The organism is Phormidesmis priestleyi ULC007 (genome assembly GCF_001895925.1).
GTDB lineage: Bacteria > Cyanobacteriota > Cyanobacteriia > Leptolyngbyales > Leptolyngbyaceae > Phormidesmis_A > Phormidesmis_A priestleyi_A.
Genome location: NZ_MPPI01000046.1, coordinates 20,719 through 35,817 on the forward strand (window position 1 = coordinate 20,719; position 15,099 = coordinate 35,817).

Consider the following 15,099-nt stretch of genomic DNA (forward strand, 5'->3'; position numbering starts at 1 on the left):
ACAAAAGTAGCAAGGTCTGAAGTCAAGCCACCGTCGATTGGGAGAGGTTTTCCAAGATGAACTGACGGATCACGGGCACGAACAACTGCCTCGATACCTGATACAGGTTATCAATCAAGCCTTCAACGCGCATCGTTTGCAGCTTACAAAAGGCTTGCAACGCACAGAAAAAATGGGTTCTGATAGCGGACTCTGTTCGCACGTGGAAGCGTTCAATGTTGCACACTTGCTTGATCACCCGATGAAAGCTCTCAATTTGCCAATGACTATCGTGAATCTGGCGAAAGTTTTGGCGGTTCAGTTGCGCTAGTTCCAGATCGTTGGGCAGGTGCATGATGTAATACCGATCCTCGTTTTTGAAGCTCTGGCAAAACACTTTCACCCACCCAAACTCCTTAAGATAGACCACTAATCCAGATTCAGGAATCGGTAACGTTTTCACCTGTACTTGAATGCCCCGTTCTAGTGAAACCTGGCGATTGTCAGCAATCCCAAACAGAAAACCCACTTTCTCGTTTCTGAGAAACTTCAGATTTTCAATCCCTGAATCCCAACTATCGCCTGTCACCCAAGCCAGTTTCAGTCCCCAAGCTTTCACTTCTGCCACCATGTCGCGAAAATACTCGTTCTTGGTTTTGCCCTCCTGTTTGTCGTAAATGCGAAAGTTCACCGGATAGGAAGTGCCCGTGACAGCGGTATAGTACAAGGTAATCAGATTGATACCCTTCACTGTCCGCTTGTGTTTGCCCGACCAAAAGTAGCCCATCAGGGCAGTGCTTTGGGGGTCGCGGTAAGGTTTATCCAACACGCTATCGTCTACACTCGCAACCCCACCGTCTAGAATCAGATGGTCTAGGACTTCATTAAACAGATCGCGGGGTTTGTAGTTCTCCCGTAGCAGAAACCGATTCACACTGTCGTGACTCAACCCCTCCATCACCTCAGATAGACGAACACAACTCACATACTTGGGTTCCGCCAACAAAAACAAGATGTAGAGCGAGCAAGTACACTTGGCGGTTGAGGGTTTAGACAGTTCTCTCACGACTCATTTCTGCGGACTACAAAACTATTCTAGATTCACCACATTCTTCTTCTCCTGTCAATGCGTAAGTCCTAAAGCAATCAAACTAAATCCTGTTGCCACTAAAGCTTATTCTTGGCGTGCAACAGCTTATATAATGAGTTTCGGTGCTGGAGGAAGCAAAGATAATCTTAACCTTGCTCTTAATGATTATACTGAAGTCATTCGGCTGGATAAGAACAGTTTCCAAGCTTATGTGGATCGTTCCATGCTTTATAGTGTTCAAGGCGAGAGCGATCTCGCACTTAATGACCTTAACAAGGTAATCCAAATCTGGGAGGATAATCAGAAATTCTCGTCGCAATCGACTACGCCCAAAAAAATCACATTTGCCAACATTTTAAACTCTGAAAATAATAAGACAATTATTGATGCTTATCATTTGCGCGGAAGAATCTATGCTATACACAACAATTATGATAGTGCCGTTGCAGATCTTACTAAAGCCATTGAACTTTATCAAAACAAAGAACGTGTAGATCTACTATCTCAATTCCCTCTTGCAAATAATGGAATTGCTCCTTCATTCGCTAGCCCTTATTATACTCGTGGAGTTATTTACAGTGCTCGAAAGGAATTTGATCGAGCAATTTCAGACTTTACCGAAGCCCTCAAGCTTCGACAAACTCTCAAACTTCCACCGGACGAAAATATGTATCTCATTTATTTCAGTCGTGGGTCTGCTTATGGCTCCAAAGGTAGCAATGATCAAGCGATCTCTGATCTCACCCAAGCCATCAACTTAGCCCCAACTATTAACCCAAAGCTGGATTTAACTTCAGCCTACTTTGTGCGAGGAGCCGCTTACTTCAACAAGGGTGATAGAAGCAATGCGATTACTGACTTGAAGCAAGCCAAATTATCGAATGACCCAGGAATGCGTAAAGGTGCTGAAGATCTACTTCAAAAATTGGAAAGGAATTAATCCGTGTACTGATACGAAGATCGATAAATGCAGAGGTACAGCATCGTATTTTGGTGATCTCGGTGAGGTCAGCTAACAACGCAGTGGAGCGGACAGTAGAGAGTCTTCGTGCTTCTCTCTAGTCTTCTCGCCACCGCTCACTTTAGCCGTTAGCTCGACCAGCGAGAAGCTAGGTGTCCGAAAGCTTCGCCTCCTCGCCCGCGATCGAGGTATCACCGGATCTGCCCGAATGAATAAGGCTGAACTATTGACTCTTCTCGTCTAATATCGCTTCCCATGAGTTCCTGGAGATTCGCTTCATCCAACCTTCAGGAACTCAAAACCTACGTTGTTGCAATCTGGATATCAAAGCATCGAACACGAGTTTTACCAACCGTCGCCCATTGCCTACAATGAACTAGAACGCCCTCGAATTTTGAAACCTCCATGAATCTACAAGAAATTCGTGAACAAGCTCTACAGCTATCACCCGATGAACAGCGATCGCTCATCGACACGCTTACCAAAGCCCTCCAACCTCTGAACTCCCAACCCAAAGAACCTCAGAAAAGAAATCTCTCTCGCCTCAAAGGAATTGCCAAACGCGCAGGCTCCACCCTCAGCGACGATGCCATCACGCAAGATTACACCGACTACCTGACGCAAAAATATTCGTAATGCAAATCTTGATTGACACAAATGTAGTCCTCGACTTTCTATTAGACCGTGAGCCATTTATCAAAGATGCGGAAATATTATTTCAGAGAATTGATGCAAATCAGATTGATGGATTCATTGCAGCAACGACCCTCACAAACGTTTACTACATCGTCAGAAAAGCTGAGGGATTCAAAGTAGCTCAAGAAACAATTGCTCAGATTCTAGCAGACCTTCAAATTTGCCCCGTTGATCGCCAGATTCTAGAATACTCAGTTGCACTCAATTTCCGAGACTTTGAGGACGCAGTGCAATACGCCTGTGCGATCGCTCAAAACGTTGACGCGATCGTCACCCGTGATTCAAAAGATTTTGTTAACTCAACCATCCCAGTTTTGTCTCCCCGCCAGCTACTCGACCAACTTGCCTCAAGCTCATAGCTCTCTATGCAATCTGTTGAAATTAGGGTTATAAGAAAAACATAGAACCCTAATTTTTCTTGAAATCATCGAATTTACGTTCCTCTGGCGGCACTACCCAAAGAGTGCAGTACCCAAACGTAGAAGGCTTGCCCTGGACTTTGAGCGTTACGCCTAAGCGATCGACATCTTTGGTGCAATCCAAGCCAGTCAACAGTCCATCATTCCACTGGATTAAATTCCGAGCTAATCTCCCTTGATCGGTCTTTGACCAGCGCAGCGTTTCAGCTTCTTCCAAGGTCAGTTGTCGCGGTGCGCCGGGAGCAAGTTCGGGCTGAGTTAGTTGAGTGCTTGCCCAACCGAGTCCTGCACCGATCGTGACCATAGCTATACCAAAAGCAGAGATCGGAAGTGCAGCCAGACTCAGTAACTCATCTTTCCACGTCGTGAAGTCGATCGTCTTGGAAAGTCGAGCCGTGGTCTTTAAAGACTTCAGTAGACTGGGATTTCCCGTCTCTTTTAGCAGAGCTTCGACGCTTTGAGTGAGTCTCTGCTGAAGGGATTGGATATTCTGAAGAGTCTGGTTCAAACTCTCCTGAAAGGTCGAAAATTGCTCGATCGAGAGACTCTGGTTCTCCGACTCTAGGAGTGTCGGAGTCAGTGAGGGTTCCCAACTCTGTAAGGTATCGTTCAGTTCGGTCGTTACTTGCTCGAAGTTGATGAGTTGCTGCTGCAACTGACTCAACAACCGACTGCCTTTCTCGTAAGATTGCGCTGATCGCTGCACTTCCTGCGAGTTCAAAACGATCACCTTGAATAGCTCCTGAGTTGATTCCAGAAGCACTCGGTTCGTGTTTATCCATGTGTCTAACTTGTCGCTAATCTTGCGCGACTCTTCGACGGTTGAAATCTTTGCTTCGTCAGCAGTCTGCCACAACTTCCCAACCGCTTTCTGAAGTTCCGCAATTTCTGTCAGGAGCTTGTCATTACTTGCTACCACTGGTTACCACCTCTGCCGATGGCTCTTCTACTTTCGGGTCTGCTGCTTTCTTCTTGCTGGTTGATTTTATGGTTTTTGGGGGAGTTGATTCAAGTTCAGAGGGAGGTAGCCCTAAGTACTGACTCGCTTTCTGCAATTCTGGCAGGCTCAGATTCAGGAAACTGTTCGCTAGAATGCGATCGCCAAAAGGAAGCTGCTCTTTCTCAAAAAAAGACAACGCTTCTTCATGCATAACATCAAACGTGCTGAGTTCGAGCAATGGCAAGTCGATCTCAATGCCGCCTAATTCAAGAAATCGCTTGTGTTCTTCAGATTTTTCCCAACGGCTGAAGTTCAAACCTTCCTGCGCCCACATCAAGCTTCTCACTGCAACGTAATCCGCCTGATCGCCGCAAAACTCCATCATGATGCGGAGGCTATTAATCGTGTTGTAACAGTTGTTGAGAACCGTATCGAAGGTGATGCGGTAGCCGAGATCCTTAGCTAGGTCAAACGCGCCAAATTTCTGCAACTGCTCTCTGGTTGCTTTTCCAGAGGCTCCAGGCATGTCAATCAGCACTACCGTGGGCTTGTGTTGGTCGATGTCGCTAAAGAGTGTTTTCGCCTCAACAGACTTGAGAAAGTTGAGGCGCTTCACTTTGTGCTGACATTCGGTGTGATAGTCCTCAAACTCCGGGTTCTCAACATCAGCATCGTAGGCAAGACAGTTAATGCCTGCTTGTATCAGGTAGTAATACAACTGCCGACAGTGCAGCGTTTTCCCAGTTCCGCCCTTGCCTCCCAAAATAAAGATAATGCGATTGAGAGTGGAAGTCATAAACAATTAGCTCCTACGCTTTTTAGGTCTAGTTTGGATAGTGTTGAATTCTGGCTCAACCCACCTTTCATTTGTGAGCGGCTCAGATGAGGCTATGAGGGCATTAGCAGCAGGTGAAGCAGCTTCTTCGCTGTCATTAGGAATCTCTGCCTGTTGAAGGTCAAACTGAGATGAGTCTGATTCAACGCTTGAATCTAGCTGGCAATCAGGGGTAATGACCGAGGGGCTTGATGATTCTGGTTCTGACGTTGAGCCGCTATTGTCTAGTGTTGTCTCGATCGAGCGCTGCGCGATCGCAGGTGAATCTGTGCCTCTAGAGCGCCGATTTTGCTGACGAGCCGATTTTTTGCGAGACTTAGTTTCTTCTGCAAAATAGTTGTGCAGTGTTTTTGGACTCACATCGAGTCCAATCATCTCCTTCAAAAAGTCGGCAATTTCATCGAATGAGTAACCCTTCTCAAACCTCAGCTTCGCCAACGTTCCGTACATTGCAGACACAGTTTCCCGCGTTGTAAGTTCACGTTTTTGTGTCGGAGTTTTCTGAGGAAGGGCTTCCAGTTTTGAAATTGCATCAACAACCAACTCAGCCTGCACTTTGGCAGCGCTATTGGGTGGTATCAAGTTGCTCATACAGGCAAATCTGCTCATGACCCCAAGGAGGTCATTTAGATCAACACGTTAGGAAACTTCTAGAGCTTTCCTTGACCGCAATTGTACTATCATCTTTCAGGCATTGGGAAGAGCTTTAACTAGCTTTACAAATTTTTTGCGTGGATGGCAGCCGTTCGGAGAGTTTGGAAGTTGTTCCGAAGGTATTTCCTGGGGGTGCTATAAATGATTCATCCGAGGAATGATGCGATAAGTCCCACCTAACATCTATTTCTGCCCTCCTCTAAGCGCCTACCGGAGTATTCATTCCTGAAACAGATTTAGCATTCAGCGAGGCATTTCTACAAGAGTTCCTGAAGGCACTCCCACGGGCTGGTTTCCGGGATGTGCCTTAACGAGAATTCTCTCTTGTGTGCCTGATTTTGCCCTTAGCGAGCCATGCCCTTTGTCCGTACAAAACCATGTCTCTAGAAGTCAAAACTGAGCGATTTGAACTACGCCTCACACCGGAGGAGAAAAAGCGACTGGCAGCTAAAGCAGCCCAGTTTGAGCTTTCGGTGAGTGCATATGTTCGGTGTGTCATTGGGTTTTCTGAACTGCCTCATGAAATCACTGAGATTGCTGAAGAAACCTACTTCAGGTTGGGTGAGGTGCATAGCAATCTCAATCGTGTTGGCTCTAACCTCAATCAAATCGCTGCTGCTATTGGTTCACAGTTGGCCCATCAATCGTCAGATCAACCAATCATTCAGACCCTAAATACGCTCCATCTGGCAGTAGACGAACTGAAGGAAACGATTAGTCAGTTGCGATCGCAAATCGACGAAACACCTCAACCAAAACAACGTAAGCGATGATCGGTAAACAGGTTAAAGGAAGAGACTTTTTAGGATGTCTTGCCTACGTTTTAGAAAAGCCAGGGGCAAAACTCATCGGCGGCAATATGGAGGGCACAACACCTCAAGCGTTGGCGATCGAGTTTGAACAGGTTCGCCAACGCAGCTTGCGGGTTCAGCGCCCGGTCTATCACTGCGCTTTGAGCTTAAGTCCGGGTGAACATTTGCCCGATGAAGCTTGGCGAGAGATAGCAGATCGATACTTGAAAGCAATGGGCTTTCAGCGAAACCAGTACGTGCTGGCGCGGCACACTGATACAGAGCACCACGAGCATGTTCACATCGTTGCAAACCGGGTTCAGCGTAGCGGTCAAGTTGTAACAGATTCATGGGATTTCCGGCGCAGTGAAGCTGTTTTGCGTCGGCTAGAAAGCGAGCATGCATTGGTTACAGTAACTCCAAGCTGGGAGAGCGATTGTGCCCAACCCACTCGTCGAGAGATTGAAAAAGGTAAAACAACTGGGAAATTTTCTGTTCGGCAACAACTTCAGCATCTGATTGATCTCACGTTGAGTCAGGATCGCTCGATCGAGACGATTACCGATTTGAGCGATCGGCTGAAGCAGATGGGAGTTTCTACTCGCCTGAACTGCTTGGTGGACGGTCAACCCAGGGGTATTTCGTTTGAATTTAATGGCATTGCGATCGCGGGTGCAAAACTGGGAAGAGCCTATAGCCTGCCTCGACTCCAGCAGCGATTAGCCGGAGGCGTGCCATCTGTGATTGAGCAAGCGCCGCCCTCAGCAACGCAGCAGATCCGCCGACTACTCAATCAGACGATTCAGCACGTTTCTTCTATTCCGCAACTCGTTGAGCACTTGCAGACATCTGGAGTACCTGTGCAGCTTCATCAATCTCATAGAGGGCAACAGTTGTTGATCGAAGTCGAGGGCAAAACTATCAATAGTTCAAGGCTGGGCAAGCTCTACTGCCTACAAACTTTAAAGAGTCGATTGGAGCATCAGGCGAGGTCTTTACCTGTTTCGATGCGGCAAACGACTGAAACATTATCAACGCCGAAAGCTTTAGCTAAATCTGGGCACTTGAACGCGGCTCGCGAGAAACAGGTTTATCAGCATCTCTATGAAACACTGGCACAAAGAGTACGTAAGCGTAGCAAGTACCAGCAATCTACTCGTGAGGTGGATCTAGAAATCGCCCAATTTCTCCTCCATAGCGGCTCTGACACTAATGTAAAAGCTCTGGTTCACAGTCCTCAAGTTCAGCAGATTAGCCAAAACTCTGGACGTGAGCAGGCAGAAGCCTATGTGCAAGAACTCTTAAAGCTGGCGACTCAAAACACAAATGGAAGGAATAGTCAGCGTGCGAATCCGCTCAACCATGACCTGGATCGATCGCGATAGATGGCAACGATCAGGTTTTCCGTATGGTTTAATTTTCAAGCATACGGAAATAGTCTCCTCTCATACAGATCGGAAAAGCTAAAATATCTCGGCTAAAGTTATTTCTGCTACAATCGCTCCTGCTCACCCTTGCGCTTCGCGCCACTTTTATTCTTTAGATTTCACGATTGCACCACTCTCCAAGCTCAATTCAGAAAAACGAGATCGCCTTCTGCTTAAAATTCCCTAATCAACGACTCATCTCAAAGATCTGTTCAGCCGTCAAGGAAGTATTCGGAAACAGCCTAGAGTCAATCCGATCCTGTCCGCGAAATACTTTGCCTGGTAAGTATTCGCCATCTTCAAGTTGATAGATCATGATCGTCGGCTGTTTCGGAGATCCAATAAACCGAATCCCACCAAACGCCGCATAGTCCACAATGATGTACTCCAAAACGCCCAACTCTTCATATTCAGCAAGTTTTGTGAGATAGTCATCCTTCCAGTTATTGCTGACCACCTCGATCGCTCCAGGCGGTGGAACGTATGCCGCCGCAGAGCTAGAGCTACTCTTCATTCGCTGCCACTCGTCTTTGTCAAATATGACGATATCTGCTTTTCGGCTTTTTTCCTTTTCTCCTGGCTCTGTTTTGAGCCGAATCTGCTTAGACTGACGAGACACGTAAGGCAGGTCATTGTCTTGGCAGTGGCTTTCCAGGTAGGCACACAGCCGCTCAGTCAAGTCCTCATGATTCGCATTTGGTTCTGATAATGGCACGGGAACCCCATCAATTAGCTCAAACTCCCTGCCCGACCCATCGTCCCAGGCTAAAAACTCTTCAAACGTCAGAAGCTTTGTAACGGGTGCGTACATCGCCTTCGCTCCATTGCTGACAGGTACTTTACTCCATGCTATCAAGACGCACTGCTTTATCAATGCATTCTTGCCTATTTTCTTGTCGTTGAATCAATTCCCCAAGCATCGTCGCTTGCTGATTGATCTCGTTGAGCGCTTCTCGCCGAGCGATCGCAGCTTGCCACTCTCGATGACGAACATTGCCCGGTCGCCCCAACGACGGACTGCTAATTTTACCGTTCTTTTTCTCCATCACCAACCGAATGTAGGTATAAGTCTTAAAGTTTTTAGTTTCGTGAGATTCCGCAAGCCAGCACTTTGCTGGAGCAACTCGACCCCTCGATCGAACTGCGTCTTCTAGCTGCTGAAGCCGGAGTCGCTCTGCTTGTAAATGATCACTAATCATGGTTTTATGTGTGGTCTGTACTTCTACCATACGGAAAATTTTCTGTATGGTCAACTCTCAAACCATACGGAAAACTTTTTTGAGTTCTCTTTTGAGCAATGGTCTACCCGTCTCTCTTCATATCAAAATTCAAAGAACTCCTTACCTCTGTATGAGGTAAGACAAGGCTATCCTATGAGCAGAGAGGGCTACGCAGCTTCCGCCACCGTAGCCGAGTTAGATAAGCTTAGATCTATACCGTCAGTGACTACCGATAGTAAATCCCGTTCTAGCCAAGCCTCAAAAACAGCGCCTCTGCCATCATCTAGTCCAATCACTCGATAAATTCGCTCCTGCTTATTTCGCGGTCCATCCTTGCGAATTAACTCAAGCCGTAGCCCTAACTTGCTCGTTAAAATTTGCCTCAGCACGGTGATCGGAGAGGATTTGGCGTTGACTGTGATGCCTAAAACCGCTTTAGTTTTCCAGGGGACATCTTTGAGCGCTTGGGCAAACGCAACAAGCTTAGGGTTAGAATTACGAAGTTCTATCCCAGATAAAAACTCTACTAGCCCTAATTTTTCTAAGACGACAACTTGATGACACAGCAAGGATGAATTCAAATCTGGTGTCCAAATCGCTCCTTCTCCCGCTTCGAGGGCTTTTTTAACGATCTGAGTATCCCGCTGAATCAGGTGATCCCGCCCGATCGACAGGTAATAGTGCAACCGAACTTGCGGATGCCATCCTCGATCGTCTTTCCCGACTAAATCTGGCGTTACGTCAATTCGATATCGTTGCTGAAGCTTGTATTTCCGGGCTTTGCGGCGCTCTGAGGGCACCTTTGACCGTTGGGCTTCGAGCTTGCTTGCCTCTAAATCGGTGATTTCTTCCGCTGCTGCGATCGCAGCACATTCTGCCTGCTGGTTCGATTCAGAGATGTTAGTGAGTTGGATTTTGAGTTTCTTCCGCGTCTTGGCGCTGATGCACTGAGTGGTGGGAATGATGGTGTGCCCTTCGGCTTTGAGTCCCGCTAAAACGGTCGTTCGATAGTGCAGCATTCCGGCGTTGATTCGGGCACCCATCTTGGCCCAAGTTCGTTGAGCGATCGGATCAACGGTGATGTCAATGTCTTCCTGGTCGAATGCCAGCAACGTTTTCAGCGTTGTCCGAACGACTTTAGTTTGACTTTTCAAAAGCGACTGGTGATGCGTGGCACCACTCCCAATTTTGCCAATGCCGTAAGAAGCAATCCAGACATACCGATCCACAGGATCACGCAGTCGTGATAAGGATTGCCGCACTGCGTCCGCCGAGGACACGCCCTGAAAACAGCCCCAGACGCTGGTGAAGTGCCCTTTGATATCTATACTGACCCCCGTTTCGATCGAGGGGGAAGCGATCACCACGTCATACTGCGTCAGAATTTCATTGAGCTTAGAAATGCATCCGTACGCCTCATGAGATGGATCGCTGATGGATTCTGAGTCGATCCGCAGGATGCGTTTTTCGGGGAAACGACAATGGATTTCTTGCTCTAGCCAGGTTTCGAGATTTTGCGTTCCCCACTTAGACGTGCGTTTTTGCCCACTCACTTGAATAAAGGGACGGTTGCCAAGCGCAATATGTTTTTTCAGTCCCATTAGCCAAGTCGTAGGCTCAGACTGGTTGTAGTGAAAGACATTCCAGCCTTTTTCTGGCATCCAATCGTTCCGAATAATCCAGGGTTCAAGCTGATCGCTCACTTCGGCTAATCCCAGAATGAAATCGATCGATAAGTCAGATAGGTCTGCGTCTGCCAGCACGATTCGCCCATGCCCATAGGGTGTCAGTGCATTCTGTATGAGTTGCTTTAACTGCTTAAGGACGACGACTCGATGCTGACGAACCTCGGTGTCCGCCGACAAGGTATGCCAAATCACCTGTTCAGCCTCATCCACAATGATCAGCGGATTCTTCCAGTGATTCGCGTTAAATCGCGCACCAGACTTGGGGTGCAGGGAATCAACGCACAGTCCGTATCCCAGCAGATGCCCGGTTTCTGAATCTCGTAACTCTGTCATGTAATCTAACCCAAAGCGGGCGCACAGAGCCTGCCCTAGTTGAATTCGGTGGGTTAAGACTAAAGTGGGTTGCCCCTGCTGAATGGCTTCTGCGACCCACTTTGTAATGATCTTCGTTTTTCCGGTGCCTTTGGGTGCTTTGAGCGCAACGACACGAGCTGACTGCGGTGCTTTCAACTCTAGCTCGCCCAAGTCTTGGACGTTGACCACACAAGCCGATTTATAGGTCAGTTGGCTGTAATTCAGGATTTCCCACTCTTCCAAAATGGGAGCCGCTGTGTAGATTTCGTCAAAGGCTTGCCGCCCAAGCTCTGTGACGGGAAGAAAACTTGTCCAGAATGCGATCGTGGTGGCTAGTAAGCTCCAAACCGCTTGAAATTGTTGAATGAGAAGCGGAAAATTGAAAGAATTGCGCGACGCTGACGTGACTAGTGACGCTTCTGAAGGCATCTGGATCAGGGCTGTAGCTGTTTTGTGGAGAGCCTCAAGCGTTTGTCGCCCACGCGCGACGACGAAATCATCGACCCCTTTCTCTGGTTCTGGTAAAGCGATGACCCGCACGGTGCAGCCAGCTTGCTCTAGCATTCTACCGAGTCGAGTTGTGGCAAGCTGGACGTGACGACGGGTTTTGATTTTTTGGTCGTAGTCAAAGCAGATATAGACGGGGCGACCAGGAGCACAAAGAACCTGAAGATCCTTAATGAGTCTACGATCGAAGGTTTCTAGCTCCTGCTTATTTTTTCGATATCCGTTGAAAACTCCAGGTAGTGCCACAACTAGGTATCCCAGCGTCATGAGACAGCCAGCTTTTTTAGCGCCCTCCACGATGATGATAAATACAGAGGAGTCGAGCAGCGCGTCGAGCCACTGCCGGGGTCGGCGAGGATCATGCAGCGCGATCACCCGCGTATCGGTCTTGGGAGGAGCTTCGTACTTGATGGGCTTCCCATCTTCGTCAAGGTAGGGGGTATCTGGCTTGAACTGTCCCCATAGCGATCGATTGGCATCCGCGTCATGTGCTTGAAACTGGCTGCGTCGAACCAGATCGTTCAGCCCAATCAAATCTTCGCCAGCACACCACCAACCGCCCATTTCAACATGACGGTAGCGGCGCAGCACCCAATCCACCACGCGACCGTCGTTGCGTCGCGCCAGTTGATCTGAATAAAGCAAATAGCTGTAAGGGGAATCATCCTCCAACGACACAACGTTTGCTTCGATAATTTCTCGGCAAACACCACTCTCCATCCACTCCTGGTAATGCTTTGGAGCGACTGGAGACAAAACTTTTAACTCTTCAAGAAACTGCGACATCGGGATCTCACGTATAAACGTGCAACCGGAATGCAGCGCAGGACGGCTACCATGCCACAAAGTTACCAATACGATTGGTTAGGGATTGAATTTTGACTCAATCCCGCTTAGAATGTGCATAGAAAAGCGCATCCTCGCAACATCTGTTGCTGGGTTTTCGGGGAGCGTGTCCTCGCAACATCTGTTGCTGGACTGTTGAGGGAGGCAATCAACAACTCAGTCGTCGCCAAACAACTTGGTTGATTGTTCTCCGCACTATTTCGACAGGTTAATACAGGGTAAAAGCTCCTCAACGGTGAGGGGCTTTTCAGTTTTTACAAATCTTTACCTCCTAATTTATCCCCAAGACTCGCTGCGAAGGGGAAGTACCTTTATATCTTTCGCGATCCTACCACTAGTGGTGAAAAATCGGTACTGCTAATCCTAAGTACAGGACAAAAAGTTGCCAAAGGAGAGGAGGAAAGGGTTTCATGCAAATAGTGAGTTCACAATATGAAACCCTATGCATCAGATTACTCAATTGCGACAAACATTGCAGCCTCTACTTGGCTGGCATGGAGCACGAGTCGCCTTTCTGTCCTTATTTCTAGTTGCCCTGTTCCAGGTCAAGACGGTGAACCTGGCAGAGGTGGCAACCGGGTTTGCGGGACGAGCGAAAGCCGCCTCGAATTACAAGCGCATCCAACGATTTCTGCGGTCGTTTGAGGTTGACTATGACCAGATTGCCCAACTGGTGGTGAGACTGGTCGGGATTCCGAAGCCGTGGGTGTTGAGTGTAGACCGAACCACGTGGGAGTTTGGGTCAGTGACGATCAATATTCTGATGTTAGGCGTGGGACATCAAGGGGTCGCGTTTCCCTTGTTTTGGCATCTCTTAGATAAGCGAGGCAACTCCAACACGCAAGAGCGCTTCGACCAGTTGGTCGAGTTTCTGTGCGTCTTTGCGCCTGAAGACATTGCCTATCTCACGGCAGACCGGGAGTTTGTCGGTGCCCAGTGGTTTGCCTTGCTGATGGCAGAGCCTGTGACTCGATTTCGCATCCGCATTCGGGAGTCGGAGTTACTGTTTGATGGGCAGAAATTCCTCAAAACCGCGATTGTCTTTCAAGACTTGCAGCCTCAGCAGTCCAAGGTGCTGACACGGAAACGACGGCTTTGGGGACACTGGCTTTACTTGGCAGGATTGCGACTCGATGACGGTTCGTTGCTGGTGGTTGCTACGAATCATGCCCCCTCTACTGCAATCGCCGACTATGCCCATCGCTGGGGCATTGAAACCTGGTTTGGCTGCTTGAAAACTCGTGGCTTTTGCCTCGAAGCCACCCACCTCAAAGACCCAGACCGACTCAAGAAGCTCATCGCCCTGTTAACCTTGGCATTCTGCTGGGCACATCAAGTCGGAGAGTGGATGGTTGAGCAGCGTCCCATCAAAATCAAAAAGCATGGACGCAAAGCTAGGAGCATTTTCCGCATGGGGCTAGATCATCTCCGCCAGATTTTACTCAACCTCGAGACTCGTCAAGCGCAGTTTGTCCAAGTTCTAAAACTTTTGTCCTGTACTTAGCTGCTAATCACATCTATCACCCGATCGCAAACGAGTAGAGGAAAATGATCAGCAAATGCAGGTGGCGACAAACCGCGTGAGAAACTGGATTGCTAATGAAATGGGCGTTGCATAATGGAGGGATGAATTAAGGTCAAGCATCATGCAATGTCCTGAGGGTCACTCGACTCACATCCGTAAGAATGGCAAGCGTAGAGGCAAACAAAATCACATTTGCGTCGATTGCTGTCGTCAATTCCTAGATCGCTACGACCCTTCTCCAGGTTACTCGGATGAGGTCAAGCGAGAGTGTTTGAAAATGTCGGTCAACGGCATGGGATTTCGAGCAATTGAACGGGTCAAGGGCGTGCACCACACCACTATACTCTCCTGGCTGAAGCAAGTTGGAGAACGCCTACCCGATGCTTATGCACCCGATACCGTTCCCGAAGTTGGGGAACTGGATGAACTGGAAACCTTTGTCGGCTCGAAAAAAACAAAATCTGGATTTGGACAGCGGTTGACCACTTCCAGCAAGGGATTTTAGGATGGGTTGTGGGAGACCACAGCAGTAAAACCTTTGAACCCTTGTGGGCAGTGGTGGCGACTTGGCAGTGCTACTTCTACGTCACGGATGGTTGGTCGGTGTATCCCGGTTTTATCCCAGACGGAGACCAGATTATTAGCAAGACCTATATGACACGGGTTGAAGGGGAAAATACACGATTGCGACATTATCTGGCAAGATTGCATCGCAAGACGTTGTGCTACTCCAAGTCAGAAGAAATGCTGAAACACGCGATTCGATTGCTACTACACTATCTCAAATTCTGGGATGTGCCTGTTCCTACCTAATTCATCCCGCCATTCAGCAACGCCATGAAATGATAGTCCCCTGGCTGTAGTGTAAAGGCTGATTTCACCATGTGATCCTGACACTTGTTCTAGATGAGTGACTGCTGAGTTTGAAGCAGCAAGGGCAAAGTATTCATCAATAGTGGCTCTATTCACTATTTGCGTCATTCAACCTGTAACTATTTCTTTCCAAGACGTGTTTGACATGCGTGCTAGGGACTGGCTGTTCCTATTACAATCTTGAGTGTTGTGATGTCGAGGGAGAAAAATCGAAGTCCTTCTATGGCGGGATGAACAGGAGTGAGGAATGCGGGAAAGTGCAGATGAATTCAGGCTCGTCAGGGAGGTTCAAGG

At 48.1% G+C, this 15,099-nt stretch carries 14 protein-coding genes; 7 read left to right on the forward strand and 7 right to left on the reverse strand.

From position 1 onward, the window contains the following. Positions 1–22: 22 nt before the first annotated feature. On the reverse strand, positions 23–1,045 hold the full coding sequence (locus tag BRW63_RS23385) for an IS701 family transposase (RefSeq protein WP_073074791.1): 1,023 nt from the start codon (positions 1,043–1,045) through the stop codon (positions 23–25). Between the two features lie 136 nt (positions 1,046–1,181). Here BRW63_RS23385 and BRW63_RS23390 point away from each other — a divergent pair, with 136 nt between their 5' ends. From BRW63_RS23390 to BRW63_RS23400, 3 genes are all read left to right on the forward strand, one after another. Beyond that, positions 1,182–2,009 (forward strand): tetratricopeptide repeat protein, encoded by an 828-nt coding sequence (locus BRW63_RS23390; protein ID WP_073074792.1) that lies wholly within the window; start codon positions 1,182–1,184, stop codon positions 2,007–2,009. Between the two features lie 426 nt (positions 2,010–2,435). Then, on the forward strand, positions 2,436–2,666 hold the full coding sequence (locus BRW63_RS23395) for a hypothetical protein (RefSeq protein WP_073074793.1): 231 nt from the start codon (positions 2,436–2,438) through the stop codon (positions 2,664–2,666). Continuing rightward, positions 2,666–3,085 (forward strand): type II toxin-antitoxin system VapC family toxin, encoded by a 420-nt coding sequence (locus BRW63_RS23400; RefSeq protein WP_073074794.1) that lies wholly within the window; start codon positions 2,666–2,668, stop codon positions 3,083–3,085. The genes BRW63_RS23395 and BRW63_RS23400 overlap by 1 nt, the downstream gene beginning before the upstream one ends. 49 nt (positions 3,086–3,134) lie before the next feature. On the opposite strand, the gene BRW63_RS23405 is transcribed toward BRW63_RS23400, so the two are convergent. The 3 genes from BRW63_RS23405 to BRW63_RS23415 are packed head-to-tail and all read right to left on the reverse strand — an operon-like array spanning position 3,135 to position 5,511. Beyond that, positions 3,135–4,064, reverse strand: a complete 930-nt coding sequence (locus BRW63_RS23405; protein ID WP_073074795.1) for a DUF6753 family protein — start codon at positions 4,062–4,064, stop codon at positions 3,135–3,137. Continuing rightward, positions 4,051–4,881, reverse strand: a complete 831-nt coding sequence (locus BRW63_RS23410; protein WP_073074796.1) for a nucleotide-binding protein — start codon at positions 4,879–4,881, stop codon at positions 4,051–4,053. The genes BRW63_RS23405 and BRW63_RS23410 overlap by 14 nt, the downstream gene beginning before the upstream one ends. Before the next feature lie 6 nt (positions 4,882–4,887). Next, positions 4,888–5,511: a hypothetical protein gene (locus BRW63_RS23415; protein ID WP_073074797.1), complete on the reverse strand. Its 624-nt coding sequence runs from the start codon at positions 5,509–5,511 to the stop codon at positions 4,888–4,890. 440 nt (positions 5,512–5,951) lie between these two features. Between BRW63_RS23415 and BRW63_RS23420 the strand changes: the two genes are divergently transcribed. Together BRW63_RS23420 and BRW63_RS23425 are read left to right on the forward strand one after the other, a co-directional pair. Further along, on the forward strand, positions 5,952–6,347 hold the full coding sequence (locus BRW63_RS23420; protein WP_073074798.1) for a plasmid mobilization protein: 396 nt from the start codon (positions 5,952–5,954) through the stop codon (positions 6,345–6,347). Beyond that, positions 6,344–7,750, forward strand: a complete 1,407-nt coding sequence (locus BRW63_RS23425; protein WP_073074799.1) for a relaxase/mobilization nuclease domain-containing protein — start codon at positions 6,344–6,346, stop codon at positions 7,748–7,750. The genes BRW63_RS23420 and BRW63_RS23425 overlap by 4 nt, the downstream gene beginning before the upstream one ends. Before the next feature lie 229 nt (positions 7,751–7,979). Here BRW63_RS23425 and BRW63_RS23430 read toward each other — a convergent pair whose 3' ends face one another. The 3 genes from BRW63_RS23430 to BRW63_RS23440 all read right to left on the reverse strand — a co-directional run bounded on the left by BRW63_RS23430 (position 7,980) and on the right by BRW63_RS23440 (position 12,347). Then, on the reverse strand, positions 7,980–8,603 hold the full coding sequence (locus BRW63_RS23430) for a Uma2 family endonuclease (RefSeq protein ID WP_073074800.1): 624 nt from the start codon (positions 8,601–8,603) through the stop codon (positions 7,980–7,982). Positions 8,604–8,631: 28 nt separating this feature from the next. Next, positions 8,632–8,991, reverse strand: a complete 360-nt coding sequence (locus BRW63_RS23435) for a hypothetical protein (protein WP_073074801.1) — start codon at positions 8,989–8,991, stop codon at positions 8,632–8,634. 188 nt (positions 8,992–9,179) lie between these two features. Further along, a complete protein-coding gene (locus BRW63_RS23440) occupies positions 9,180–12,347 on the reverse strand; it encodes a plasmid replication protein, CyRepA1 family (protein ID WP_073074802.1) in 3,168 nt (1,055 codons plus the stop codon). Positions 12,348–12,849: 502 nt separating this feature from the next. On the opposite strand from BRW63_RS23440, the gene BRW63_RS23445 reads away from it, so the two are divergent. Both BRW63_RS23445 and BRW63_RS23450 read left to right on the forward strand, forming a co-directional pair. Beyond that, positions 12,850–13,911: an IS4 family transposase gene (locus tag BRW63_RS23445; RefSeq protein ID WP_073074803.1), complete on the forward strand. Its 1,062-nt coding sequence runs from the start codon at positions 12,850–12,852 to the stop codon at positions 13,909–13,911. A 142-nt stretch (positions 13,912–14,053) separates the two neighbouring features. Next, a protein-coding gene (locus BRW63_RS23450) for an IS1 family transposase (RefSeq protein ID WP_223257486.1) occupies positions 14,054–14,745 on the forward strand; the annotation gives its coding sequence in 2 pieces (ribosomal slippage) (positions 14,054–14,384 and positions 14,384–14,745; 693 coding nt in all). Positions 14,746–15,099: the final 354 nt, after the last annotated feature.